Source organism: Microbacterium sp. LCT-H2, assembly GCF_001866135.1.
GTDB lineage: Bacteria > Actinomycetota > Actinomycetes > Actinomycetales > Microbacteriaceae > Microbacterium.
This window is the reverse complement of sequence record NZ_MODW01000002.1, coordinates 304,502-328,963: the sequence shown is the minus strand read 5'-3', so window position 1 is coordinate 328,963 and position 24,462 is coordinate 304,502. Positions and strand designations below refer to the sequence as shown.

At 70.6% G+C, this 24,462-nt stretch carries 22 protein-coding genes; 12 read left to right on the top strand and 10 right to left on the bottom strand.

Going from position 1 to position 24,462, the window contains the following annotated elements; translation table 11 throughout:
• Positions 1-50: 50 nt before the first annotated feature.
• The 3 genes from BK819_RS05970 (at position 51) to BK819_RS05960 (ending at position 4,867) form a co-directional block, all read left to right on the top strand.
• Entirely contained in the window at positions 51-1,730 is a 1,680-nt protein-coding gene (locus BK819_RS05970) for a SulP family inorganic anion transporter (RefSeq protein ID WP_071328339.1), read from the top strand.
• Positions 1,731-2,402 (top strand): GAP family protein, encoded by a 672-nt coding sequence (locus tag BK819_RS05965; protein ID WP_071328338.1) that lies wholly within the window; start codon positions 1,731-1,733, stop codon positions 2,400-2,402.
• A gap of 122 nt (positions 2,403-2,524) precedes the next feature.
• Positions 2,525-4,867: an arylsulfatase gene (locus BK819_RS05960; protein WP_071328337.1), complete on the top strand. Its 2,343-nt coding sequence runs from the start codon at positions 2,525-2,527 to the stop codon at positions 4,865-4,867.
• 22 nt (positions 4,868-4,889) lie between these two features.
• On the opposite strand, the gene BK819_RS05955 is transcribed toward BK819_RS05960, so the two are convergent.
• From BK819_RS05955 to BK819_RS05945, 3 genes are all read right to left on the bottom strand, one after another.
• Positions 4,890-7,421, bottom strand: coding sequence for a LuxR C-terminal-related transcriptional regulator (locus tag BK819_RS05955; RefSeq protein ID WP_071328336.1), 2,532 nt, complete (start codon positions 7,419-7,421; stop codon positions 4,890-4,892).
• A 132-nt stretch (positions 7,422-7,553) separates the two neighbouring features.
• Entirely contained in the window at positions 7,554-8,534 is a 981-nt protein-coding gene (locus tag BK819_RS05950; protein ID WP_071328335.1) for an FUSC family protein, read from the bottom strand.
• A 125-nt stretch (positions 8,535-8,659) separates the two neighbouring features.
• Entirely contained in the window at positions 8,660-10,309 is a 1,650-nt protein-coding gene (locus BK819_RS05945; protein WP_071328334.1) for a SulP family inorganic anion transporter, read from the bottom strand.
• 180 nt (positions 10,310-10,489) lie between these two features.
• Here BK819_RS05945 and BK819_RS05940 point away from each other — a divergent pair, with 180 nt between their 5' ends.
• The 3 genes from BK819_RS05940 to BK819_RS05930 are packed head-to-tail and all read left to right on the top strand — an operon-like array spanning position 10,490 to position 12,194.
• Complete coding sequence (locus BK819_RS05940) at positions 10,490-10,876, top strand: SHOCT domain-containing protein (RefSeq protein ID WP_025103101.1); 387 nt, start codon at positions 10,490-10,492, stop codon at positions 10,874-10,876.
• A 39-nt stretch (positions 10,877-10,915) separates the two neighbouring features.
• Positions 10,916-11,749 (top strand): mechanosensitive ion channel family protein, encoded by an 834-nt coding sequence (locus BK819_RS05935; protein WP_071328333.1) that lies wholly within the window; start codon positions 10,916-10,918, stop codon positions 11,747-11,749.
• A 43-nt stretch (positions 11,750-11,792) separates the two neighbouring features.
• On the top strand, positions 11,793-12,194 hold the full coding sequence (locus tag BK819_RS05930) for a RidA family protein (protein ID WP_071328332.1): 402 nt from the start codon (positions 11,793-11,795) through the stop codon (positions 12,192-12,194).
• Positions 12,195-12,196: 2 nt separating this feature from the next.
• Here the strand turns inward: BK819_RS05930 and BK819_RS05925 are convergent, their stop codons facing one another.
• Genes BK819_RS05925 through BK819_RS05910 form a run of 4 tightly spaced genes read right to left on the bottom strand, consistent with a single transcriptional unit; the run spans position 12,197 to position 15,767 of the window.
• Positions 12,197-13,273, bottom strand: a complete 1,077-nt coding sequence (locus BK819_RS05925) for a DNA polymerase IV (RefSeq protein WP_071328331.1) — start codon at positions 13,271-13,273, stop codon at positions 12,197-12,199.
• Positions 13,274-13,312: 39 nt separating this feature from the next.
• Positions 13,313-14,164, bottom strand: a complete 852-nt coding sequence (locus BK819_RS05920) for a CPBP family intramembrane glutamic endopeptidase (RefSeq protein WP_071328330.1) — start codon at positions 14,162-14,164, stop codon at positions 13,313-13,315.
• Entirely contained in the window at positions 14,161-14,886 is a 726-nt protein-coding gene (gene trmB / locus BK819_RS05915) for a tRNA (guanosine(46)-N7)-methyltransferase TrmB (RefSeq protein WP_071328329.1), read from the bottom strand. Before trmB ends, BK819_RS05920 begins: the two co-directional genes overlap by 4 nt.
• Before the next feature lie 41 nt (positions 14,887-14,927).
• The gene (locus BK819_RS05910; protein ID WP_071328328.1) at positions 14,928-15,767 is read right to left on the bottom strand and encodes a DUF3097 domain-containing protein; all 840 of its coding nucleotides are present in this window, start codon (positions 15,765-15,767) and stop codon (positions 14,928-14,930) included.
• A 122-nt stretch (positions 15,768-15,889) separates the two neighbouring features.
• On the opposite strand from BK819_RS05910, the gene BK819_RS05905 reads away from it, so the two are divergent.
• The 4 genes from BK819_RS05905 (at position 15,890) to BK819_RS05890 (ending at position 20,033) form a co-directional block, all read left to right on the top strand.
• A complete protein-coding gene (locus tag BK819_RS05905) occupies positions 15,890-17,923 on the top strand; it encodes a TPM domain-containing protein (RefSeq protein ID WP_071328327.1) in 2,034 nt (677 codons plus the stop codon).
• A gap of 59 nt (positions 17,924-17,982) precedes the next feature.
• The gene (locus BK819_RS05900; protein ID WP_071328326.1) at positions 17,983-18,726 is read left to right on the top strand and encodes a PspA/IM30 family protein; all 744 of its coding nucleotides are present in this window, start codon (positions 17,983-17,985) and stop codon (positions 18,724-18,726) included.
• 63 nt (positions 18,727-18,789) lie between these two features.
• A complete protein-coding gene (locus tag BK819_RS05895) occupies positions 18,790-19,593 on the top strand; it encodes an arginase family protein (protein WP_071328325.1) in 804 nt (267 codons plus the stop codon).
• On the top strand, positions 19,590-20,033 hold the full coding sequence (locus BK819_RS05890) for a Fe-S oxidoreductase (RefSeq protein WP_071328324.1): 444 nt from the start codon (positions 19,590-19,592) through the stop codon (positions 20,031-20,033). The genes BK819_RS05895 and BK819_RS05890 overlap by 4 nt, the downstream gene beginning before the upstream one ends.
• Before the next feature lies 1 nt (position 20,034).
• Here the strand turns inward: BK819_RS05890 and BK819_RS05885 are convergent, their stop codons facing one another.
• From BK819_RS05885 to BK819_RS05875, 3 genes are read right to left on the bottom strand one after another with little or no spacing between them, the layout of a single operon-like run.
• The gene (locus BK819_RS05885; protein WP_071328323.1) at positions 20,035-20,505 is read right to left on the bottom strand and encodes an SIP domain-containing protein; all 471 of its coding nucleotides are present in this window, start codon (positions 20,503-20,505) and stop codon (positions 20,035-20,037) included.
• 33 nt (positions 20,506-20,538) lie between these two features.
• Entirely contained in the window at positions 20,539-21,273 is a 735-nt protein-coding gene (locus tag BK819_RS05880; RefSeq protein WP_071328322.1) for a tyrosine-protein phosphatase, read from the bottom strand.
• The gene (locus BK819_RS05875) at positions 21,270-21,746 is read right to left on the bottom strand and encodes a carboxymuconolactone decarboxylase family protein (protein ID WP_071328321.1); all 477 of its coding nucleotides are present in this window, start codon (positions 21,744-21,746) and stop codon (positions 21,270-21,272) included. Before BK819_RS05875 ends, BK819_RS05880 begins: the two co-directional genes overlap by 4 nt.
• A gap of 177 nt (positions 21,747-21,923) precedes the next feature.
• Here BK819_RS05875 and BK819_RS05870 point away from each other — a divergent pair, with 177 nt between their 5' ends.
• The gene (locus BK819_RS05870) at positions 21,924-22,841 is read left to right on the top strand and encodes an alpha/beta fold hydrolase (protein WP_071328320.1); all 918 of its coding nucleotides are present in this window, start codon (positions 21,924-21,926) and stop codon (positions 22,839-22,841) included.
• Between the two features lie 92 nt (positions 22,842-22,933).
• Positions 22,934-24,451, top strand: coding sequence for an ABC transporter substrate-binding protein (locus tag BK819_RS05865; RefSeq protein WP_071328319.1), 1,518 nt, complete (start codon positions 22,934-22,936; stop codon positions 24,449-24,451).
• The last annotated feature ends 11 nt before the right edge of the window (positions 24,452-24,462 follow it).

Here is a 24,462-nt window from a genome sequence, read left to right as displayed (position 1 = left end):
CGACGATGCCATCGTGAAGCCGGACACCACCGGCGACGAAGGGAGAGCGCATGCCGCGTCCGCTCGCGGGCCTGACCCGACGCAACCTCGTCACCGAGCTGACCGCGGGAGTCACCCTCCTGGCGATCGCCATCCCGCTCAACATCGGCTACGCCCAGATCGCCGGGCTCCCCGCGACCGCCGGGCTGTACGCACTGATCGTCCCGACCGTCGTCTACGCGCTCGTGGTGTCGTCGCGTCAGCTGGTCGCCTCTCCTGACGCCGCGGCAGCCGCCCTGGTGGCCTCCTCGATCGGCGGCCTGGCCGTCGCGGGAAGCGCCGACTACGCCACCCTCGCCCTCGCCCAGGCCATCCTCTGCGGAGGGATGTTCCTGCTGCTCGCCGTCTTCAAGCTCGGCTTCCTGGCGAACTTCCTGTCCACGCCGATCCTCGTCGGCTTCGTGGGCGGACTGGCGCTGGACATCATGGTGAGCCAGATCGCGAAGATGCTCGGGGTGAAGATCGACTCCGGCGCGGAGTTCGTCGACAAGGTCGTCGCACTGGTCACCGGACTCCCCTCGCTCAACGGCTGGTCCGTGCTCCTCGCCGCCTGCTCCGTCGTGGTTCTGCTCGTCGGGCAGCGCTACCTCCGGTCGGTGCCCTGGGCACTGATCGTCCTCGTCGCGACGACCGTCGTGGTCGTCCTCACCGGCCTCGACGGACGGGGCGTGGACGTGCTCGGCGAGGTCCCCGCCGGCCCTCCCGCGCTCACCTGGCCGATCATCGACTGGTCGCTGTGGCTCGCGCTCGTCCCCTCCGCAATCGCCCTGACTCTCGTCACCACGGCGGAGGGCCTGCTCGTCTCGCGCTCCTACGCCGAGAAGCACCGCTACCCGTTCCATGCCAACCGGGATCTGCTGGCGTTCGGCGTCGCGAACGTCGCCGCCGGCGCGCAGGGCAGCTTCGCCGTCGGGTCCTCGACCTCACGCACCGCGGCGATGGATCAGGCGGGCTCGCGCACGCAGCTCCCCGCCCTCGTGCTCGCCGTCGGGACGCTCCTGCTGCTGCTCTTCGGCACCGCGCTGCTCGCCGACATCCCCTCGCCGGCGATCGGGGCCATCGTCGGCGTCGCGATCATCCCGCTCCTCGGCATCCGCGACTTCGTCCGGTTGTGGCGCCTGGACCGGTTCGAGTTCGTCATCGGCGCGGTCTGCTTCCTCGTGACCCTGTTCGTCGGCTCGATCGCAGGAATCGTCGTGGCCTTCGTGCTGGCCCTCATCAACCTCGCCCAACGCGCCTCCCACCCCGCCATCGATGTGCTGGAGGCCTCGGGCGACCCCGGCGAGTCCCTCCTGGAGGACGCTCCTGCGGGCACGACCACGGCACCGGGGGTCATCGTCGTCCGGCTCGCGGCTCCACTGTTCTTCGCGAACGGCGCCGTGTTCTCCGCAGCCGTCAAGGAGGCCGTCCGCGCCGCCGGCCCGTCCGCCGTCCACCACGTCGTCATCGACATGGAAGCCGTCACCGACGTCGACGTCACCGGGGCCGAGGCGTTCCAGGCGCTGCGGGAGTGGCTCGACGCCCAGTCGATCCCGCTGGCCTTCAGTCGCGTCCGCCCGAACACGCTCCGCCGCCTCCGCGCGCTGGGCCTGCTCGACCGGGAGCCCGTGTACGCGACCAACCGCGCCGCGATCACCGACCTCGCTCCGACCGATGCCGCTTCGCCGGCTCCGAACAGGAAGGGCAGCTGAATGGGTGCCGTCATCGGGGAGATCCTCCCCCTCGCCGTGGGCGTCGCGATCAGCCCTGTGCCGATCATCGCCGCCATCCTCATGCTCCTGTCCCCGAAGGCACGGGTCACGAGCGTCGGCTTCCTGCTCGGCTGGATTGCGGGCATCGTCCTGGCGGTCAGCGTCTTCACCCTGTTGTCGGCGGTCCTCCCCGAAGAGGATCCCGATGCCTCTCGTCCGATCCGCGGGGTCATCCAGCTCATCCTCGGAATCCTGCTGCTGGTGCTGGCGGTCGGTCAGTGGCGCAAGCGCCCGAAAGCGGGGCAGCCGGCGGCCCTGCCGTCGTGGATGAAAGCGATCGACACGATGTCCTTCGGCACGGCGCTCGGCCTCGGACTCCTCCTCTCCGCCGTGAATCCGAAGAACCTCCTCCTGGCGGCCGGAGCCGGGATCGACATCGGCAGCGCGTCGCTCGACGGGGGTTCCACGATCCTCGTGATCGCCGTCTTCACGCTGATCGGGGCCTCGACCGTGCTCGTGCCCGTCATCGGCTATCTCGTCGCCGCCGCACGGCTGCGCGCCCCGCTCGATGCGCTGCGGGGATGGCTCGCCGCCGAGAATGCGGTCATCATGGCCGTGCTGCTGCTCGTGATCGGCGTGTCCTTGATCGGCAAGGGCATCGGCAGCTTCTGAGCGCGCCGCCGCCGCGCCACGGAGATCACCCGGATGAACGCGTCACGGGACCCGTGACCCCGGCCCTGACCCGGCAGTACTGTGCGGGGAAAGGCGGTTCGGCAGAGATAAAGGAGATGGACATGGCCCGTGACTTCCAGGGCAGAATCGAACTCGACGTCCGCGATTCGGAGGCCGACTGGGAGGCGTTCCTCCCGGCGAAGCCCCGCGAGGGAGCACCCAACGTGCTGGTCGTCCTCTATGACGACACCGGCATGGCGGCCTGGTCCCCGTACGGCGGACGCATCAACATGCCGACCATGGATCGCCTGGCGCAGAACGGTCTGACGTACTCCCAGTGGCACACGACGGCGCTGTGCTCCCCCACCCGCTCGACGTTCCTCACCGGACGCAACCACCACCTCAACGGCTTCGCGACGATCTCGGAGTCGTCGACCGGCTTCCCCGGCTACAACTCCCACATCCCCGACTCGAACACCACGATGGCCCACGTCCTCCGCGACGCCGGCTGGTCGACGTTCTGGGTGGGCAAGAACCACAACGTCCCGATCGATGAGTGGACGGCCGGCGCGTCCAAGAAGCACTGGCCGCTGGCGCAGGGGTACGACCGCTTCTACGGCTTCATCGGCGGCGAGACGAACAACTGGTATCCGTCCCTCGCCGAGGACAACCACTACATCGACCAGCCCTACCTCCCCGAGGACGGCTACCACCTCTCGAAGGACCTCGCCGATCGCGCGCTGTCGATGATCCGCGACGTCAAGCAGACCGAGCCGGACAAGCCCTGGTACATGTGGTTCTGCCCCGGCGCGAACCATGCCCCGCACCACGCGCCGCAGGAGTACATCGACAAGTACAAGGGCGTGTTCGACGACGGCTACGAGGCCTACCGCGAGTGGGTCCTCGCCCGGATGATCGAGAAGGGCATCGTCCCGGAGGGCACCGAGCTCACCGCGCTCAACCCGATGCCGGAGGGCACCTTCACACCTGTCGACGAGGTGCGTCCCTGGGACACCCTGAACGACGAGGAGAAGGCACTTTTCTCGCGCATGGCGGAGGTCTACGCCGGCTTCAGCGAGTACACCGACGCCCAGGTCGGCCGCATCGTGGACTACCTGGAGGAGTCCGGGCAGCTCGACAACACCCTCATCATCTACTGCGCCGACAACGGCGCGTCCGGCGAGGGCAGCCCCAACGGCTCCGTCAACGAGGGCAAGTTCTTCAACGGGGTACCTGACGACATCACGCAGAACATCACGATGAGGGATGCGCTGGGGTCCCCTGACACCTACAACCACTACCCGACCGGATGGGCCGCGGCCTTCTCCACGCCCTACAAGATGTTCAAGCGCTACACCTACCAGGGCGGCGTGTGCGATCCGCTGGTGATCCACTGGCCCGCCGGCATCAAGGCCCGCGGCGAGGTGCGTCATCAGTACCACCACTCCACCGACATCGTGCCGACGATCCTCGAAGCCTGCGGCGTCGAGTTCCCGGAGGTCTACAACGGCATCGAGCAGACGCCGCTCTCCGGCGTCTCGATGGCCTACTCGTTCGACGCCGCCCCAGACGCGCCGACAGCGAAGGAGACGCAGTACTACGAGATGCTTGGACAGCGCGGCATCTGGCACAACGGGTGGAAGGCCGTGGCCATGCATGGCCCGATGAGCGGGGGCGGCCACTTTCTCGACGACGAGTGGGAGCTCTATCACACGGACGTCGATCGCGCCGAGGCCGTCAACCTCGCCGCCGAGCATCCCGACAAGCTGGAGGAGCTCAAGGCCCTCTGGATGGAGGAGGCGAAGGCGAACGCGGTGCTCCCACTGAACGACCTCCAGATCATCGGCAACCCCGAAGACCTGCAGACCTTCCTCAACATGGAGTTCCACCAACCCGTACCGCCGTCCGGTCGATTCGTCTACTACCCGGGCACCAGTGAGGTGCCCGAGCGATCGGCGGCGAACACCCACGGCGTCTCCTTCAAGATCGCCGCGGAGATCGAGTTCACGCCAGACACCGAGGGCGTCATCTTCGCGCACGGCTCCCGCTTCGGCGGACACACACTCTTCGTCAAGGACGGCGAAGTGCACTACGTCTACAACTACCTCGGCATCCCTCCTGAGAATCACGTATCTGCACCGATTCCGGCACCCGGTTCCCACATCGTCGGGATCGAGTTCACGAAAACGCACACTGGAGACTCGCTGGAGGCCGTGGGCCCCCTCCGACTTCACATCAATGACGCCGTCGTAGGCGAAATGGAGCTCCACACCACTCTCGGCCACTTCTCGCTCTGCGGCGAAGGCCTGACGATCGGGCGGGACAGCGCCGACCCCGTGTCGTCCCTGTACGGCTACGGGTTCGACTTCCGCGGCGGCCACATAACGCAGGTCGTTTTCGACGTCGCCGACGACGCCTACCTCGACCTGGAGGCGCACCTGGCGGCGGCCATGGCCCGCGACTGACGACCGGCGGCCGTCCAGGCCCTCAGAGCAATCCGAGGGCCTGGGCGGCCGCTGTCACGCCATCGCGATCCGAGACCCCGAGCTTGCGGTAGATGTTGCGCACATGCGTCTTCACCGTGTTCGGGGAGATGTACTCCTGCTGGGCGATCTGGCGGAGCGTGGCATTGCGACTCAAGGCGCTCAGCACGATGCGCTCACGCTGCGTCAGCTCCTCCTCCACGAGCACACCGGCGGCGGCGAGCCGCTCCCGCACCCGATCCGCGAAGTGCGTGCGGGCTCCGGCCGTCGCGCGGGCCGCGAGCAGGCGGGCGACGACGGGGCCCGCCTCGGCGACCCGGCGCACATGCTCCTCCGGCTCCGCAAGGGCGAGGGCGGTGGCGAGCGCGAACTGCGCCCGGTCCGGCTCCCCGTCGTGCACGTCGAGCTCCGCCTCCACCAGCCAGGCGTCGATCAGCGAGGCCGGGAGCAGGCACGGGAAGGCACCTTCCAGCACCGGCGCCAGCGCGCCGCGGGCGATGCCATCGCGCCGGTCGTGCACAGCGGCGATAGCCCGGAGCACGAGCACGTCTCCCGTGTCCCCCAGCGCATCCTCGATGTCGGCGATGAACCGGTCTCGGAGCGTCGGCTCCCCCAGCCGATCGAAGGCGTGCACCGCGAAGGGCCCCATCATGGCGTACCAGTGCGGCGGAAGCGGCAGATCGTCACGGGGAGTAAGGGTGGCGAGGAGCCGCACGGCCGCGTCGTGGGGATCGGCGCCCTGCTCTGCACCGAGCAGCGCGCGCAGCCCTTGCAGGCCCCGCGCGATCGCGGTCTCCCCGCCCTCGGCGATCACCCGCGCCGAGTACTCCAGGGTCTCAGGCCCCTCCAGGATCTGCATGCCCTCGTAGGGGCCCCAGAAACGCCACACCCTGGTCACCTCGAAGAACGGGCTGTCCGGCTCACCGAGCTCGTGCCAGCGGCGTTCCAAGGCGGCTCCCGCCTCGATCGCGTCACGGAGCCGGCCGCGGAACAGCACGCTGGTGGCGAGGACCGCCTCCGCCTGCAGTTCCGCCGCGCGGGCGCCGATCGCTCGAGCGAGGTCACCGGCACGGCGCGCTGTCGCCTCCGCCTGGTCGAGTCGTCCCACATAGAGCTTCGCCGTCGCGGCCTCCAGAATGGCGTAGGTGTCGAGCTGCTCCTCTCCGCTGAGGTCGTGGAGATCGGCTCCAGCGCCGTCGAGAGCCTCGGCGATACCGCCCCGCCGCAGCGCCGCGTGCACGTCGATCCCGCGGCGCCAGCGACGGTCGGCGTCGGACTCTCCCGCGCCCACGGGCGGCACGATCACGGCGGCCGACGGATCTCCGCAGGACAGCTCCGCTGCGGCGACGAGCATCCGGACGGTGGGCACGGCGCGCAGGGCGGTCGGCAGCTCCGCCATCACTCGCCGCACCGTATCCGCCCGGCCGTCCAGCACGAGCTGCATCCCGCAGCGCCGCAGGACGCCGGCCGTGCAGGCCGTCTCCCCGCCGCGGACGGCGTGCTGCAACGCGAGGAGGTGCTGCCCATGCTGCGCGAACCACTCCGCGGCACGCCGGTGGAGCCGCTCCTCGCGGTCGGCACCGCCTTCCCGCAGCCGGCTGAGAAGGAACTCCCGCAGCAGCGGCGGATAGTGGTAGCGGGACGGATCCTCGGCGTCCGGACCCGCGACCACATTGAGGCGGAGCAGTCGGTCGATCGTGGCGGTGATGGAGTCGGCCCCGGAGAGCACGGCGGCGAGCTCGGGGGTGAAGCGGTCCACGACCGCGGTCGTCTCGAGGAAGGAGCGCAGCTCGCCATCGAGCTCGGCGAGCACCTCCTCGACGAAGTAGTCCGCCACCTCGGGGGCGTCCCCGCGCAGCGTGGGCCCGAGGACGGTCTGCGCCCCGGCGGCGTCGAGCATCATGAGCTGCAGCCCGGTCGCCCAGCCCTCGGTACGGGCGAGCACGGTGCTGACCTCGCCCTGAGAGAGCCGGAGACCTCGCGCGCCGAAGAAGGCGCGGACCTCGGCCGGGGTGAAGGCGAGCGCACGGGCATCGAGTTCGAGGGCCACGCCGGCGATGCGGCGTCGTGCCAGGGGGATCGCCCGCGTCCCGCGCCCGGAGAGCACCACGTGCACGGTGCCGGGAGCGCTCTGCACGAACGTCGAGAGCAGTTGGGCGGTGTGCTCGTCTTCAACTCGGTGGACGTCGTCGATGACGAGGACGATCCGGTTCCTCGCCTCGCGGAGAGCTCTGGCGAGCGCACGCGCCGTCGTCGCGGAGCGCACGGCGGGCACAGCCGCGAGCGCGTCCTGGAGTCCGGGATCGTCGATTCTCTCGAGGGCGCCGCGCAGGAGCGGCAGGTCCGCCTCGCCGCGCTCCAGGGACACCCACACGAGGTGGATGCGGGGATCGGCACGCAGACGCTGCGCCCACTGCGACAGCAGCCGGGTCTTGCCGGATCCTGCCGGCGCGCTCACGAGCGTGAGCGTCCACGGCCCGTCCATCGCGGCAGTCAACCGCGAGAGCAGGCGCTCTCGACGGACCTCGCCCTTCATCGGAGCGGGTTCAGAGCTCTCGCTCGTTCCCGCCGTTCTTGCACTGTGCAGCACTCGAAACCCCCCGATTTCGACCTTGCTCCCCCTGGCGGGCAGTCTATTGCACAGTGGGAGCGGTCCCGCAAGAGGTGCTCACTCGGAGACGTCCGCCCGCGACGGCCGTCGCATCGCGAGAAGCGTCGGCACGAGGACGCCGAAGAACAGGGCGAGAGCCACTCCCAGCAGCGTCTCGAGGGTCCGTTCCAGGAACCGCGACGTCGGCGATTCGTCCGACGTCGACAGCAGCAGGGTGAGCACGAGAAAGGTCGTGAAGGCCGGCGCGACGTACCACCGGCTCTCCTGGACTGCGCCGAGACACCCCACCACGACACCGATTGCGAGCCCGATCGCCACCCCGCTCGGAGACAACAGGGCGAACCCCGCCGCGACCAGCGCCCCGACGAGCACCGACGCCGCCCGACCGACGCTGCGGAGGACGAGCTGGCCTCGCACCGGACGCATCACCAGCAGCACGGCGCCGGTCGCCCAGCCGACGTGCTCGACCCCGGTCGCGAAGCCGATGGCCGCCGCCGTCGCGGCGGCGGCACCCAGCAGGAACCCGTACATCAGCAAGGCGCGCCCCTTCGGCATCGATGCCGCAGCCCGCACGCCCGCCTCGTGTTCCGGCCAGAGCAGGGCGATGAGCCACGCGTACACCGAGCCGGCGACGATCGCGCCGGCCAGGAGGACGGTCGTCGTCGACAGTGGGAAGCTCAGACCGATCCCGACCATGGGCAGGACCAGGGTCAGGGCCAGCTGACCGGCGCGCTCCCGCGCGGCGAGCATGCTGGCGAGGACCGCCAGCACAGCCACGGCGAGCACGGCGAGGACCGGCACGAGCGCGAGCGTGGCACCGAGAAGGAGCCCCAGCGCGACCAGCGTCCCGAGCACGGGGATCGCCGAGCGCGCTCGTCGCCGTGCAGGAAGCCCGACGACTGCCGCCGGCAGGACCCCGATGCTCAGAGCCAGCGCGACAGCGGGATCGAACGGCGCGACCGCCATCGCGGGCACCGCGTAGAGCACGCCGAGACCGAACCGCGACCATCGCCACGTCACCCCGGCGCGCGCCGCCATGCCCGCCTCGCTCTCCGGTTCCGGCTGCGGTCGGGCATCGTCTCCCCTGTCTCGATTGCCCCGTGGTTCTTCCGTGCCGTCAGCCTAGGCAGGCGGTGGCCGCACGTCACCGCTCATCGGCCACTTCACCCGGGTGAACGCCGCCGCTCCTCGCGGTCCGCCGCGGCCCGGAGCCCGACATCGACCGAGGGGTGCACGCGTCCGTCCGCCGCCAGGGCGGAGTACCACGACGTCCGAGCCGCGACAGCGGTCGCGTCCGCAGGCAGAGCCGCGAGATGGAGCTCCACGCCGAGCTGCGCCAGCTCCCGATCGAGGGCTTCGAGAGCGTCGAGCACGGTGATCGACATCACCACCTGCTGCGGCAGTCCGAGCACGAGCGTCCGCACCGGCTCGGCCTGCGCGGCGACGGTCTGCACGATGAGCCGCCGATTGGCGAGCGCGTTCGCCGTGTAGAGCCCCCGCTCGGGCTCCAGCCCGAGCGCGCTCCCCCGCCTCCCCACCACGCGGACGCGAGGGATGTTGAGCTCTCGCAGCACGAGCACCAGCGTCACGACGACGCCGACAGCCACCGCGGGGAGGAGCCCCGCGGTGAGACCGATGGCCGCCACGGAGGTCGCGACCCAGAAGTCCATCCGGCTGATGCGCGCCCAGCGCACGAGCTCGGGGATGTTGACGAGTCCGGCCACCGCCGTGAAGACCATCGCCGCGAGCGTCGCCTCGGGCAGCAGGCTCAGCACGGGAGCGAGGAACAACGCGACGAGGACGGCGAGCCCGACAGTGGTCAGCGTGGCCAGCTGGGAGCGCGCACCGGCGCCTTGGTTGACGGCGCTCTGCGAGAACCCTCCCGCCGCGGGCATGGCCGCGAAGAAGGCACCGACCGTGTTCGCCGCGCCGGTTGCGAAGAGCTCCTGGTCACTGTCGATCTGCGGCTCCGTCGCCTGGCGCAGGCTGCGTGCGACCGCGGCGGACTCCAGGAAGGCCATGACGGCGATCGCCAGCGCTCCGGGGACGAGTGCCGCGGCCTCGGACAGGTCCGGGATCCCCGGAACGGGAAGACCACCGGCCACCGGGGCGATGAGGTCGACACCGAGATCGTCGATCCGTCCGACACCCACGAGCAGCATGCCTGCGGCGACGACGACGAGAGTGCCGGGGACCCGCGGAGCGAAGCGTTTGAGGAGCAGGAGTGTGGCGATGGATCCCGCCGAGAGCAGGAGCGTCGGGGTGTTGACGCTGTCGAGCGCTTCCCCGACGGCGACCAGGGAGCGGATGAAGCCGTGGCCGGAGAAGTCGAAGGACTCCCCCAGGAGCTTCGGGAGCTGCCCGACGGCGACTGTCGCCCCCACCCCGATCTTCAGCCCGAGCACAGTCGCTCCGCTGATGTTCTCGACGAGGGATCCCAGCCGACACGCCCGTGCCAACAGCAGCACCGCTCCCACCAGGAGGGTCAGCATCATGAGCGCGCCGATCGCGTCGTCCGCGCCCGCGGCGACGCCTGCCGAGACCAGCGTCGTCGCGGTGAGTGTCGCGATGGTCGATGTCGTCGAGACGCTCATCGCCCGACTGCCACCAAGGAGGGCGTACACGAGCATGGGGACGATACATGTGTAGAGGCCGACCTGCACCGGGAGATTCGCGATCGTCGCGTAGGCCATGGCCTGCGGAACCACGACCGCACCCGCGGAGAGCCCGGCCAGCACGTCGCGCACGATCCAGCGGCGCTGGTAGCCGTCCAGAGTGCTCAGCAGCCACGGTGGCCGGTGCACTGTGCTCATGGGACTCCCTCCGCCGTCGAGGGAAGCGTACTGCCGACGCTCCGGGCGCGACCGGCCGGAGCCGTCTCACCGTGGCGAGTCACCCGGGTGAACTCCTGACGGAACCGGTGCACCGGCGCTGCGCCCGCCGGTATGTTCCCAGCGTGCCCCGGAGACGGCGGCACCAAGAAAGGAGCAGTCATGGGATTTTGGGCATCGTTCTGGGACATCATCTGGTGGTTCCTGTGGATCTTCGCCTTCACCGCGTATCTCTTCGCCCTGTTCGCGATCATCGGGGACCTGTTCCGCGACCACAAGCTGAGCGGCTGGTGGAAGGCCGTGTGGATCTTCTTCCTGATCTTCGTGCCGTTCCTCACGGCGCTCGTGTACCTCATCGCCCGGGGCAACGGCATGGCCGAACGCAGCAGTGCGGAAGCCCGCCGTGCGCAGGAGGCCGCGAACGCGTACATCCAGCAGGTGGCCGGCAGCAGTCCGAGCGAGGAGATCGCGAAGGCCAAGGCACTGCTGGACGCCGGAACCATCACGCCGGACGAGTACTCCCTCATCAAGGCGAAGGCGCTGCAGTAGGCCCCGGGCCCGCCCCCACCACCGCGAGGAGCCCGCAGCATGGACCTGCAGGATCTGCTGCCCACCGACATCGATTGGTGGCAGCTCCTGCTCGCCCTGCTCGTCGCCCTCGCGACCTGGATCGTCTCGCGGTTCGCACGCCGGGGCACCACAGCCTTGCTCCGGCGTGCACCCGGAATCTCCCCCGCCGTCGGGACCGCGATCGCGCAGTTCGTCGGCTACGCCATCCTCCTGCTGGGCTTCGGCATCGCGCTCGCGATGCTCGGCGCCAACGTGCAGCCCCTGCTCGCGATCGTCGTCATCCTCGGCATCGTCGCGATCCTCGTCCTCCGCGGCGTGGCGGACAACTTCGCGGCCGGCGTGCTGCTGCAGGCGCGGCAGACGGTCCGCATCGGCGACGAGATCGTGGTGGAGGCGCTGGACTCTGTGATCGCCGGGACGGTGACCGAGCTCAACGCCCGCGCGGTGATCCTGCACACGGTCGACGGCCGCACCCTCCACGTCCCCAACGCACGCCTGCTCTCCGATCCCGTGGTCAACGACTCCACCCGCGGAGCCCGGCGCAGCGAGGTGGAGGTCAGGGTGCGGCGGGACGGGACGACCCGGATCGACGGCGTGCTCGATCCGCTCGTCGATGCGGCCAGGACGGCGGAGGGCGTGCACCGGCACGAAGGCGTGCGGGCGCTCGTGATCAGCGTGAGCGGGGACCGGCTGATCGCGCGGCTGCAGTTCTGGCACCACCCGCTGCACGGCGCCCTCGTGAGCGCCGCCGTCGTGGTCGCGGTCTTCGACGCCCTCGGCGGCCTCGGCACCACCGGCACCGTCACCAGCGTCCCGGCCCCGCCACCGCTCGTGCCGCCCGATCCCGTGTGAGACCCGGGTGCGCGATGTCGGTGCCCTCGGGCATGATCTGCGCATGGACATCACCTTCCTGCAGCCGGACGGCCTCGTCCGCAGCCCCGCCTTCAGTCACGCCGCCGTCATCCCGCCGGGGGCGACCACCGTCTACATCGGAGGGCAGAACGGCGTCGACGCCTCCGGCGCCGTCGTCTCCCCCGACGTGGGGGCGCAGGCCCTTCGCGCTCTCGACAACGCGCGGGTCGCGCTCGAGTCCGCAGGGGCGACGCTCGACGACGTCGTGAGCTGGACCATCCTCATCCACCAGGATGCCGATCTGCGCGCGGCGTACGGCGCCGTGGCCGCCACCCTCGCCAGGGACGGCGCTCCGCCCCTCGTGACCGCCGCGCGGGTGGCGGGCCTCGGCGTGCCCGGAGCGCTCATCGAGGTGAGCGCGATCGCCGCGATGATCCGCGACTGAGGTCACATGCGTCCGCGCACAGGCGTGCGCTCGATACCGTCCGGCTCGTCGGGCATCGTCATCTCGGCCCGCACCCCGAGCAGGCGCACTTCGCGGTCGGCGTCGAGGGTCTCACCGAGCGCGAGCGCCATCGCGACCACGTCCTCTCGATCCGCCGTGGGAGCCGGGAGCTTCCGGCCGACGGTCCTCGTCTCGAACGGGGCGTACCGCACCTTGAGATGCACCCGCATGACCGGGCGCCCCTCGGCGGCGCAGTCGTCGAAGGCGTGTCCTGCGAGCTCGCGCAGCGCCTCCTGCACGGCCTCCCGCGTCGTGAGATTCTGCTGATACGTGGTCTCCCGGCTGTGGCTCCGTGCCACCCACGGAGTGTCGTCGACGATCCGCGGCCCCAGCCCGGAGCCCAGCCCGAGATACCACCGCCCCATCTTGGGACCGAACTCCGCGACGAGGGTCTCCTCGTCCGCCGCCGCGAGTTCGCGCACGGTGGCGATGCCGTGTGCCGCGAGCCGCTTCTGCACCTTCGGCCCCACGCCCCAGAGATCACGGGTCGGCCGGTCGCCCATCACCGCGAACCAGTTGTCGGCGGTCAGCCGGAACACGCCTCGCGGCTTGCCGAACTCCGTCGCGATCTTCGCCCGCACCTTGTTGTCTCCGATGCCGACCGAGCACTGCAGACCCGTCGCCTCCTCGACCGCGCGCTGGGCGGCCCGCGCGACGCCCTCCGGGTCATCGGTCACGACGCCGAGGAAGCACTCGTCCCACCCGATCACCTCCAGCACCACGTCGGGCAGCGTCCGCAACGCCGTCATCACCTCCTCGGAGGCCCGCTCGTACTCCGCGTGATCCACCGGCAGGAACACCGCGTCCTCCGGTGCCTTGCGCGCCGCGATCTTCAGCGGCATGCCCGACCCGATGCCGAAGGCGCGCGCCTCGTACGACGCCGTCGAGACGACGGCCCGCTCGGACGGGTCACCGCGGCCCCCGACGATGACCGGGTGTCCGGCCAGCTCGGGACGGCGCCGCACCTCGACCGCGGCGACGAACTGATCCATGTCGACGTGCAGCACCCACTCGGCCATGCATCGAGTGTGGCCGCTGACGACCGCGAAGTCACCCCGTCAGACGAGGAAGATCGGCAGGAGCTCCGGGTTGTGGGCGTGGACGAGGACGGCGAAGACCACCGCGTCGAAGAGGAGGTGCACCGTGACGACGTAGGCGAGCGAGTGCGTCCGGAGGAAGATGAATCCCTGCAGGAGCGCGAACGGGATGGTCAGCAGCGGGCCCCATTCGCGGTAGCCGAGCTCCCAGAGGAAGGAGACGAACACGACGGCCTGCAGCACGTTCGCGAGCGCATCAGGGAAATGACGTCGTAGCAGCGCGAAGACGGTGCAGATGAAGAACAGCTCGTCCCAGATGCCGACCGCCCCGACGCCGACGAACAGCCGCGCGATGAGATCGGGCGTGTCTACCACGGGCCAGTTCTGATAGACGCCGCTGGTGATGAAGTAGAAGGGCAGGATCAGCCAGCCGAGCACGAGAACGGCGACGAGCCAGCCCCAGTGGAGCAGTCCCCAGCGCTGCCCGGTCCGCCAGGGGAACCGGATCGCCCGGTCGCGGAAGACGAACCGCGAGACCAGATACGGCACCAGCACCGCGCCGCCGAGCGCGAGGGTGAAGCGGAGCATGGCCAGGTTGTCGAGCTCCGCCGCGAGCGGGATGACGCTCACGATGAGCATGCCGAGCGCGATCAGCGAGAGGTCACGGCTGAGCGAGGGCCGCCGCGATCCGTCCGCCCCGGGGAGCGGCCCCTCGCGGCGCTCCACGAGCACAGCGGCGCCGACGCCCAGCGCCAGCAGCAGCCAGCCGAGCCAGGGCAGCGCCACCACGAAGAAGGCCGGGGCGGCCGCGCACACCAGCGCCGCGGGAACGAGGCGCACCCCCACGGGCGCGCTCGGAGGGGCCTGCGTCATGCACGATCCCGTCGGCGGTACACGAGGTCGCGGATGTCGCGCCCCTTCGCGAGACCCTTCCGCTCGAACGCGGTCATGACCCGACCGTCGAACCGCTCGGCCCAGTCGCCCTCGAAGGCCCGCTCGAACAGGGGCTCGGCGTCGAGCACCTCCCGCATCTGGAGCGCATAGTCCTCCCAGTCGGTCGCGAGCCGGAGCAGGCCGCCGTCGCGCAGCGCCCTGGCAGCGGTGTCCCCGAATCCGGGCCGGACCAGACGCCGTTTCGTGTGACGCTTCTTGTGCCACGGGTCGGGGAAGAAGATCCACACCTCGGCCGCCGCCGCTTCCGGGAGGTAGGAGGACAGCACCTCCGGCGCGTTGGCCTCCACGACGCGGAGGTTCCGCGCGCCCGCCCGGTCGGCATCGAGCATGGTTCGGGCCACCCCCGCGCGGAAGACCTCCACGGCGAGGAAGTCGTCGTGCGGACGGCTCGACGCGGCAGCGACGATGGCGTGCCCCTGCCCGGAGCCGATCTCGACGAAGAGATCCGCCTGGCGGCCGTACTCGGCGGCGACGTCGAGCCGTGCCTCGGAATGCACGGACGTCCACGCCACCGCGCGCGGCACATCCAGCAGATAGTGCGGGGCGAGATCGGTGAAGGCGCGCTCCTGCGCCTCGGACATCCGGCCGCTCCGACGCACGAAGGACACCGGCTCATCGCGGAAGGTACGCGGTTCGGGCATGGATCCAGGGTAGTCGCCGGGACACCGGCCGCCGGACGCGGTCAGCCGGCGGGCGCGGTGACGAAGTCGATCAGCTCTTCCACCCGGCCGAGGAGTGCGGGCTCGAGATCGCGGTAGGTCGTGACCTTCGACAGGATGTGCTGCCAGGCCCTGGCGGTGTCGGCCTGCGTCTCGTGCGGCCAGCCGAAGGCGCGGCAGATCCCGGTCTTCCAGTCGACCCCGCGCGGGATCTCGGGCCACGCGGCGATGCCGAGGGCTCGAGGGGTGACGCACTGCCAGACATCGACGAACGGGTGTCCGACGATGCGGACATGGCGACCGTGCGGTCCGCGAGCGACCGCCTCGGCGATACGCGACTCCTTCGACCCCGGCACGAGGTGGTCCACGAGGACGCCGTATCGCCGGCGCGCGCTCGGCGGCTCCGCGGCGAGGAGGTCGTCCAGCAGGTCCACGCCCTGGAGGTACTCGACGACGACGCCTTCGACGCGCAGGTCGGCCCCCCACACCTTCTCCACGAGCTCGGCGTCGTGCCGCCCTTCGACGAGGATGCGGCTGGGCAGCGCCGTCCGCGCCCGCTGATCCGCCACGGCGAAGGAGCCGGAGGCGGTGCGGCGGGGTCCCTGCGCGGATGCCGCCGGCACGGTGAGGCGCACCGGTGCTCCGTCGATGAGGAAGCCGCCGCCAAGGGGGAACAGCCGTCGCCGTCCCAGCCGGTCCTCGAGCTCGACGGTGCCACCCTGCACCTTCGTCACGGCGCCGCAGAATCCGTCCGCCGCGACCTCGACCACGAGGTCGACCTCGGCGGGCACCTGCGGCACCGGCTTCACGCCGCGCTCGCGCCAGCCCGCTGCCAGCACGTCGGATCCGTACCTGTCGTCCATGCCTTCCAGCGTATGTGTCTCCGCTGAGGGCGAACGCCGAGACGCGCGCGAGTGCTGTCGCGTGTCGGACCCAGTGCATAGACTCGACACATGGGGCTCGGCTGCCGGTCGGAGGGAACACGATGACGAAACGGTGGCTGACGCTGGGTGCTCTGGCCCTCGCGGTCGCGACGGGTGCGCTGTCCGCCTCGGCGGCGTCCGCGACCGATCCGCTCACGCTCGACTCCGGGTATGTCACCGACCAGGCCGGCGTCCTCTCCCCCACCGAGGAAGAACAGGTCGAGTCCCGCCTGCAGGAGCTCACCGACAACTCCTCCGCCGATCTCTTCGTCGTCCTCGTCGACGACTTCACCGACCCGAACGACAGCGTCGAATGGGCCGATCAGGTCGCGAACGACAACCGGCTCGGCCCCGATCAGTACCTGCTCGCGATCGCCGTGGACGGCCGCAGCCTCTACATCTCCGCGGACTCCTCCGGGCCGTTGAGCGACGGGCAGCTCGCCGCCATCGAAGACGCGATCGCCCCGCTCGCCGGCGACGGCGACTGGGTCGGCGCGATCACGCTGGCCGCCGACGAGATCCAGGGGGACGGCGGCGCCGGAGCGCTCCGCGTCACGCTGATCGTCGTCGGGGTGGTCGCGGCCGCCCTCCTCATCTGGCTCATCGTCGCTCTGGTCCGGCGCGCACGCCGTACCGCGGCCATCCGCGAGCGGGGCGCCATGCCGGAGACACCCGACCCCGCCGACCCGTTCTCCACGCTCACCGATGCCCAGGTCGAGCAGCAGGCCGGCGTCGCGCTCGTGCGTGCGGACGACGCCATCACCTCCAGCCGGGAGGAGCTGGGATTCGCCGTGGCGCAGTACGGCGAGGGCGCGACCGCGGAGTTCTCCCGCGCCGTCGACGAGGCGAAGGCGAAGATCGCCGAGGCGTTCGATCTGCGGCAGAAGCTCGATGACGAGATCGAGGATTCCGTCCACGACCGCCGTGCGTGGCACATCCGCATCATCCGGCTGGCCGACGAGATCGACGAGATCCTCGACGACAACACCGAGGCCTTCGACGAGCTGCGCCGGCTGGAGCAGAACGCGCCGCAGGAGCTGGAGCGGGTGCGGCGAGAGCGCGCCGATCTGACGCCGCTCCTCGCCTCGGCTGCTCCCGCCCTCGCCGCTCTCGTCGCGACCTACGACCAGGCCGCCCTGATCACCGTGACGGACAACCCGGCTCAGGCCCAGGAGCGCGCAGCCTTGGCCGATCGGGCGATCGACGCCGCGGCCCAGGCCCTCGCGAACGGGCGCACCGGTGAAGCGGCGTTCGCGATCCGCACGGCCGAGCAGGCGGTGGCGCAGGCGGCGCAGCTGATCCAGGCGATCACCGCGCTCGGCACCGAGCTGACCGGCATCGAGGCGCAGGCGCAGGCGCTCGTCGCCGAGCTCCAGGGCGATGTCGCTGCGGCAGCGCAACTGCCCGACCCGACCGGTGCCCTGGCGAGTGCCACCCAGACGGTGACCGCACAGTTGCAGAGGGCACAGGCCGATCTCGTCGCGACGCCTCGCAACCCGCAGCGGGCCCTCGACGCCCTCACGGCGGCGAACGCGCAGATCGACGGTGCGATCGCGCACGGACACGAAGCCGTGGAGCGCGCTCGACGGGCCCAGCAGCTCCTGGAGCAGACCCTCGCCCAGGCGGCCTCCGAGGTCCGGGCCGCCCGGGAGTTCATCGAGACGCGCCGCGGCACCGTGGGCTCCACCGCCCGCACGCGCCTCGCCGCTGCCGACGCCGCGTTGACCCAGGCCCTCACCCTGCGCACGTCGGATGTCGAGAAGGCCCTCGCCGAGGCCCAGCGCGCCCTCGATCTCGCACGCCAGGCCACGTCCGCCGCGCAGGCCGATCTGCGCGCGTACACCCCCGGCGGCTATCCGGACGACGGCTGGGGCGGAGTCTTCGGCGGCTCCGGGTCCCGCTCCGGCGGCTCCGGCATCGGTGGCGACATCCTCGGCGGGATCATCGGCGGACTCCTCGCCGGCGGCGGGGGCGGCGGCTCGTCCCGGCGCAGCAGCGGCTGGCGCTCCTCGGGCGGCTTCCGCAGCTCCGGCTTCGGCGGAGGCGGATCCCGCGGGGGCGGCGGACGCGGACGCTCCGGAGGTCGACGCTTCTGATCCCCCGCACAGACACATACGCCAAGCTCTCGAAGACGCCCCTCTGAAAGGAACCACGCATGACCAAGCAGTCCATCTTCGGACGGATCTCCACCCTCGTCCGCGCGAACATCAACGCCCTCCTGGACTCTGCGGAGGACCCGCAGAAGATGCTCGACCAGCTCGTCCGCGACTACACCAACAGCATCGCCGACGCCGAGTCCGCCATCGCGGAGACCATCGGCAACCTGCGGCTGCTGGAGCGCGACCACGAGGAAGACGTGCAGGCGGCCAACGAATGGGGCAACAAGGCCCTCGCCGCCAGCCGCAAGGCCGACGAGATGCGCGGCGCGGGCAACACCGCCGACGCCGACAAGTTCGACAACCTCGCGAAGATCGCCCTGCAGCGCCAGATCAGCGCCGAGCGGGAGGCGACGAGCGCCGAGCCGCAGATCGCCGCCCAGACCGAGATCGTCGACAAGCTCAAGAGCGGCCTGAACGGCATGAAGGACAAGCTCAACGAGCTGAAGAACAAGCGCAGCGAGCTGCTCGCCCGCGCCAAGGTCGCCGAGGCACAGACCAAGGTGCAGGACGCGGTCAGCTCCATCAACGTGCTCGACCCCACCAGCGAGCTCGGCCGGTTCGAGGACAAGGTCCGCCGCCAGGAGGCTCTTGCCCAGGGCAAGGCGGAGCTGGCCGCCTCGAGCCTCGACGCGCAGTTCGAGAGCCTCGAGGATCTCGGCGAGCTGACCGAGGTCGAGGCGCGCCTCGCCGAGCTGAAGGCCGGCGGCAGCGCGCCGCGTCAGGCGCTCGAAGGCAACTGACACCGACGCGGATGCCCGGGTGCACGCCCGGGCATCCGCGGTTCCGTCTCCGGGAGGTCCCCCATGGTGCGTTTCCTGGTCGTGCCGCAGTGGCAGGGTTCGCCCGCCGCGCGCGCGATGCTCCTCGTCGACGGCGCGTCGGCGATCGCCGGCGATCTGCCGCGTGCGGCGACGACCATCCTCGACGTTCCAGTCGAAGCCGGTGAGGCGCTGGGCACGGGTGTCCGGCGGCTCAGCGCCCTCGCACGCACGCGCGAGCTGGTCGCCGGACATCTCGAAGCAGGCACCGTGCTGATCGGCGGCGACTGCAGCATCACCGTCGCCGCCCTCGACACGCTCCCCGGCGGCACCGACGACCTCGCCGTGGTCTGGTGCGATGCGCACGCCGATCTGCACACTCCGGAGACGTCGCCGTCCGGAGCGTTCTCCGGCATGGCCCTGCGCGCGGTCCTCGGAGAGGGAGAACCGCAGCTCGCCCTCTCCCCCGGTCTTCCCCGTGACCGTGTCGTCACCGTGGGGGTCCGCAACGTGGACGACGCCGAAGCAGACGAGCTGGACCGTCTCCGGAACGTCGGCGTGGCAGACCTCGACGACCCGGGGGCGCTCGCGGACGCCGTGCAGGCCACGGGCGCGCAGCGGGTGTGGGTGCACATCGACGTCGACGTCCTCGACCCGGCGTCGTTCACCGGAGTCTCCGCCGCCGTACCGTTCGGCGTGACTCCCGCGTCCCTGAGCACGGCGATCCGGGAGCTCCGGAGCCGCGTCCCCCTCGCCGGGGCGACCATCGCGGGCTTCGCGCCCCGCACTCCGGCCGACGCCGTCGATGACCTCGGAGCGATCCTGCGCCTGGTCGGAGCCGTCGCGTGAGCCCGGCACCCGACTGGGAGGCGGTCGCGGCGGAGCGCCTCGCCCGCGGACGCCGTGCGGACCGCCGCATCCCGTCTTTCCTGCTGCGCTCGCCGATCAGCCGGCTGGGCTACCTCTGGGGAACGGCCGTCGGCTGGATCTGGGGCACGCTGTGGAGCACCGGCCCGATCGAACGGCGCGGCGGGCTCTGGGTGTTCCGGGGCATGCCCCGATGGGCCTTCCACCGCGGCGGCGTCTGCGTGGGCGGGTGCTTCCTCACCGGCGACGCGCGGCCCACCGACGCGGTGCTGCGCCACGAGGCCGTGCACAAGCAGCAGTGGCTGCGCTACGGCTTCCTGATGCCGGTGCTCTATCTGTTCGCGGGACGCGACCCGCTGCGGAACCGCTTCGAGATCGAAGCGGGGCTGGAAGACGGCAACTACGTGCGCCGCCCGCGCTGACTCAGCCCTCGACGCGAAGCAGTCCGAAGCGCTCCGGCACGCGGATCCGGTTCACGGCGACGCGGAGGCGGTCCGTGAGGTGCTCGACGATGTCAGCGGTACCGAGGTAGCCGCCGAGCAGCGTGACGTGGGTCTCGACCTCGTCGTCCACCAGCATCTCGTCCGCCCATGCGCAGGTGGCTCGGGCCAGAGCCTCACCGGGCGCGCAGCCACGGCCGCTTCCCGGGGCTCCCGAGCGCGCGGAGCGCGCGAGCCAGGTGACGGTCATGCGACCGGGCGCGTGGATGACGCCGATGTCGGAGACATCAGGAACCTCGATGAAGATGCGACCGGACGCGCACAGCGGGAGGGTCGCGAGGAATGCCTCGAGGTCGAGCAGCGAGTGCTCATCGGCGGTCACCAGGTGGTGTGCGCGACGGCGCGCCGCGCGGCGAGCCGCGCGCGTGCCTCGGGTGTCGAGCGTGGTGTCCATGGTGATCCCATCGTACACCAAGCGAAGGCTTGCCTAACCTTCGCGGGTGGTGTCCTCCGACACCGGCTCGACGAGGGCATCACGCAGGGCGGCGAGCTCTTCCTCGGTCATGCCGTTCGCGCGCAGGTAGCCGGCGGCCGACCCCCACCGCTCGTCGACCTGGGCCAGCAGGCGACGCATCACCTCGGCCGGCGAGCGGGTGGCAAGATCCACCGCATGGACCGCCTCCGGATGCTGACTCCGCAGATAGGCGGCGATCCGCCGCGACCGTTCGGCGGGCAGCTGCGACTCGGTGAGGGCGTAGTCGTCGATGACGGCTTCCCGATCAGCGCCGACCGCCGAGAGGGCCAGGGCGACCGTCACCCCGGTCCTGTCCTTGCCCACGGTGCAGTGCACCAGCGTCGGCTCCCCGGCCGCGATCACGCGGACGGCGGCGACCAGGCGATCGCCGCTCTCCTCCAGCAGATGCAGGTACAGGTCGTCGAGACTCGTGTCGGATTCGAAGAAGGAGCGCACGGATCCGAGGAACAGGGGCAGATGGGTCGTCTCCGGCCCCTCGATCTCGCTCGGCTCCGCGGCGACCTCCTCGCCGTCGCGGAGGTCGACGATGCGGCGCACCGCCGACCTCAGGAGCGCGGCGCCGTTCGTCGTCGCGGTGGAGAGCTGACCGGAGCGCAGCAGTACGCCGCTGCGGATGCGTCCGCCCTCCGCAGGGATGCCGCCGACGTCCCGGACGTTGGCCACGCCGTCGACGTCGAGGATCGTCACGCGCCCGCCTGGGGGCTGCGCGGGGGCACCGGGTACCGCCCCGCAATGACGATGCGGTTGAAGGCGTTGATCGACACGCATGCCCAGCTCAACGCGGCGTACTCCTTCTCCGTGAACACACTCCCCACCAGGTCGTACACGTCGTCCGAGATGCCGTCCTCCGCGATGAAGGTGAAAGCTTCCGCCAGCTCGAGGGCGGCACGCTCCCGGTCGCTGAACACACCGCTCTCCCGCCAGACGGCGATCTGGCTGATCGTGTCGACGTCCAGCCCGGCGGCGACCGCACGGTCCACATGGATCCGCGTGCAGTAGCTGCACCCGTTCAGCTGCGAGCAGTGGATCATGACGATCTCCTTCAGCCGATCGTCGATGCCGTTCTCGGCACAGATCGTGCCGACCGTCTTCGAGAAGGCGTCGAGGGCCTGATAGGCCGCAGGCTCCGTCTTGGACAGGTGCACGCGCTGTTCGGTCATACCTCCATGATATTCGGCGACGGGCGCAGGAGACGGTGCAGGACCGGCCACTCGGAAATGCACTCTGCCAACCTGACTACGCGATTACCTTGCATATCGCCCTGTCTGGACGCCCTATTTCTTCTCACTTTGCTCCGGCATTTCCCGTGGGGTCGAAACGGGGCGCAGAATAGCCGCGTGCCGATCGACACCAGCGAGTTCTCCTATCTTCCCGCGCAGGCCGACGCGCTCGGCGTTCCCCTTCCGACCGTGGAGCGCCTGACGCTCCCCCTCCCTGAGGGTCGCGTCGTGAGCGGGCTGCGCTTCGGGTCCGCGCCGCCACGCATCACCCTGCTGCACGGCGCCGGCCTGAACGCCCACACATGGGACACGACGGCGCTGGCCCTGGGGCAGCCGCTCCTGGCGATCGACCTCGCCGGCCACGGCGACTCCTCCTGGCGCGACGATGCGGACTACTCCCCCCGCACCCTCGCCGCCGACGTCATCGCCGCGCTGGACGCCTGGACCTCCTCGCCGCAGATCCTGGTGGGACAGTCGCTCGGCGGTCTCACGGGGGCCGCCGTCGCCGCGGCCCGGCCGGACCTCGTGGCCGCGCTGATCGTCGTCGACATCACGCCGGGGATCGACGTCACCGCCGGCCCTGCGGCGCTTCGGCAGTTCTACGCCGGGCCGACGGATTTCGCGACCCGAGACGAGCTCGTCGACAAGGCGATGTCCCTGGGGTTCGGCGGCACCCGCCCCGAGACCGAGCGCGGTGTCTTCCTCAACACCCGCGTCCGTCCGGACGGCCGGGTCGAATGGAAGCACCACTTCGCCCACCTCGCCGCCACCGCACTCGCCGCCCACGACCCCGGCACCTCGGCTGACCCGTCCGTCCTGCACGAGAACGGCTGGGACGACCTGGCGGCGGTCACCGCGCCCGTCACGCTCGTCCGCGCCGAGCGCGGCTTCGTGAGCGCTGCCGACGCCGAGGAGTTCCAGCGCCGCCTCCCCGAAGCGCGCGTCGTCGCGATGGACGCCACGCACAACGTGCAGGAGACGGCGCCTCGCGACCTCGCCGCCCTCGTCGGCTCCGCGGCCGCGGCCGGAATATGACGTTCCGTTCCACGGCCGCCGCGCCGCATCCCGCCCGACCCTAGGCTCGTCCCACCGGCACACAGCACCTGCCGCACCGAGAGGAAACACCCATGTTCCGACGTTATCGACGCCTCGCGCTGATCTCCGCGCTCGCGGCCACCGCCGTGATCCTCAGCGCCTGCTCCGGCTCTGCCGAGCCTGCCCCGTCCACGGGTGGCGAGCCCGACCCCGACGCCACCCTGCATGTCGGTCTCGTGCTCGAGCCCACCAACCTCGACATCCGGCACACCAGCGGTGCCGCGCTGGAGCAGATCCTCATCGACAACATCTACGAGGGACTGGTCAGCCGCACCCAGGAGAACGAGATCGTCGAGCGGCTCGCCTCGGAGTACGAGGTGTCGGACGACGGCCTCACGTACACCTTCACCCTCAACGACGGGATCACCTTCCACGACGGCTCGCCCCTGACGGCGGCCGACGTCGTCTCCTCCTACGAGACCGTCCGCACCGACGCGACGGTGCAGGGCAACGCGGAGTTCGCGTCCGTCTCCTCGATCTCCGCTCCGGACGACACGACCGTCGAGATCGTGCTGTCCGAGCCGAACCAGAACTTCCTCTTCGCCCTCACCGGCCCGGCCGGCCTCGTCTTCAAGAAGGGCGACACCACCGACCTGAAGACCGCGGAGAACGGCACCGGACCGTTCACCCTCACGCGCTGGAACAAGGGCAGCACGATCACCTTCGCCCGCAACGACGACTACTGGGGCGAGCCGGCGGGCGTCGCCGAGGTCGAGTTCCAGTACATCCCCGACTTCACGGCCGGAGTGAACGCCGCTCTCGCCGGTGACGTGGACGTCCTCACCGCCGTCGACCCGAACCTCGCTCCGCAGCTCGAGGACTCGGGTGACTTCACCCTCACGACGGGCCGCACGACCGACAAGGCCACGCTCGCCTTCAACAACAAGAAGGCTCCGCTGGACGACGTCCGGGTCCGCGAGGCGCTGCGCCTGGCCATCGACCACGACGCGCTCATCGAGGCCGTCGGCGCCGGCACGCCGTTGTACGGCCCCATCCCCGAGCTCGACCCCGGCTATGAGGACCTCTCCGACGTCATCTCCTACGACCCTGAGCGGGCCAAGGAGCTGCTCGCCGAGGCCGGCCAGGAGGACCTCGACCTCACCCTGACCATCCCGTCGTTCTACGGCACCACCGTCCCCAAGGTCCTCATCTCGGACTTCGACAAGGTCGGCGTGAACCTCGAGGTCGATTCCGTGGAGTTCCCGACCTGGCTCGAGGACGTGTACACCAACAAGGACTACGACCTCAGCTTCGTCCTGCACGTCGAGCCCCGGGACTTCGGCAACTTCGCCAACCCGGACTACTACTTCGGCTACGACAACGCCGAGGTGCAGGACCTCTACGCGCAGGCGCTGGCCGAGGTCGACCCGGATGCCTCCGCGAAGCTCCTCGCCGAGGCGGCGCGGATCGTCTCCGAGGACCACGCGGCGGACTGGCTCTACAACGGTCAGACGATCACGGCGGTGAGCCCGATCGTCAGCGGCTTCCCGGAGGACTCGATCAACTCGCGCATCAACCTCGCGGGTGTGACCGTCTCCGCCGCGAGCTGACGACGGTCGAC

What these genes read in the sequence shown, in the direction of transcription:
- BK819_RS05970 (WP_071328339.1), top strand. Translation starts at nt 51, where the DNA reads ATGCCGCGTCCGCTCGCGGGCCTGACCCGACGCAACCTCGTCACCGAG.
- BK819_RS05965 (WP_071328338.1), top strand. Translation starts at nt 1,731, where the DNA reads ATGGGTGCCGTCATCGGGGAGATCCTCCCCCTCGCCGTGGGCGTCGCG.
- BK819_RS05960 (WP_071328337.1), top strand. Translation starts at nt 2,525, where the DNA reads ATGGCCCGTGACTTCCAGGGCAGAATCGAACTCGACGTCCGCGATTCG.
- BK819_RS05955 (WP_071328336.1), bottom strand. Translation starts at nt 7,421, where the DNA reads ATGAAGGGCGAGGTCCGTCGAGAGCGCCTGCTCTCGCGGTTGACTGCC.
- BK819_RS05950 (WP_071328335.1), bottom strand. Translation starts at nt 8,534, where the DNA reads ATGGCGGCGCGCGCCGGGGTGACGTGGCGATGGTCGCGGTTCGGTCTC.
- BK819_RS05945 (WP_071328334.1), bottom strand. Translation starts at nt 10,309, where the DNA reads ATGAGCACAGTGCACCGGCCACCGTGGCTGCTGAGCACTCTGGACGGC.
- BK819_RS05940 (WP_025103101.1), top strand. Translation starts at nt 10,490, where the DNA reads ATGGGATTTTGGGCATCGTTCTGGGACATCATCTGGTGGTTCCTGTGG.
- BK819_RS05935 (WP_071328333.1), top strand. Translation starts at nt 10,916, where the DNA reads ATGGACCTGCAGGATCTGCTGCCCACCGACATCGATTGGTGGCAGCTC.
- BK819_RS05930 (WP_071328332.1), top strand. Translation starts at nt 11,793, where the DNA reads ATGGACATCACCTTCCTGCAGCCGGACGGCCTCGTCCGCAGCCCCGCC.
- BK819_RS05925 (WP_071328331.1), bottom strand. Translation starts at nt 13,273, where the DNA reads ATGGCCGAGTGGGTGCTGCACGTCGACATGGATCAGTTCGTCGCCGCG.
- BK819_RS05920 (WP_071328330.1), bottom strand. Translation starts at nt 14,164, where the DNA reads ATGACGCAGGCCCCTCCGAGCGCGCCCGTGGGGGTGCGCCTCGTTCCC.
- trmB (WP_071328329.1), bottom strand. Translation starts at nt 14,886, where the DNA reads ATGCCCGAACCGCGTACCTTCCGCGATGAGCCGGTGTCCTTCGTGCGT.
- BK819_RS05910 (WP_071328328.1), bottom strand. Translation starts at nt 15,767, where the DNA reads ATGGACGACAGGTACGGATCCGACGTGCTGGCAGCGGGCTGGCGCGAG.
- BK819_RS05905 (WP_071328327.1), top strand. Translation starts at nt 15,890, where the DNA reads ATGACGAAACGGTGGCTGACGCTGGGTGCTCTGGCCCTCGCGGTCGCG.
- BK819_RS05900 (WP_071328326.1), top strand. Translation starts at nt 17,983, where the DNA reads ATGACCAAGCAGTCCATCTTCGGACGGATCTCCACCCTCGTCCGCGCG.
- BK819_RS05895 (WP_071328325.1), top strand. Translation starts at nt 18,790, where the DNA reads ATGGTGCGTTTCCTGGTCGTGCCGCAGTGGCAGGGTTCGCCCGCCGCG.
- BK819_RS05885 (WP_071328323.1), bottom strand. Translation starts at nt 20,505, where the DNA reads ATGGACACCACGCTCGACACCCGAGGCACGCGCGCGGCTCGCCGCGCG.
- BK819_RS05875 (WP_071328321.1), bottom strand. Translation starts at nt 21,746, where the DNA reads ATGACCGAACAGCGCGTGCACCTGTCCAAGACGGAGCCTGCGGCCTAT.
- BK819_RS05865 (WP_071328319.1), top strand. Translation starts at nt 22,934, where the DNA reads ATGTTCCGACGTTATCGACGCCTCGCGCTGATCTCCGCGCTCGCGGCC.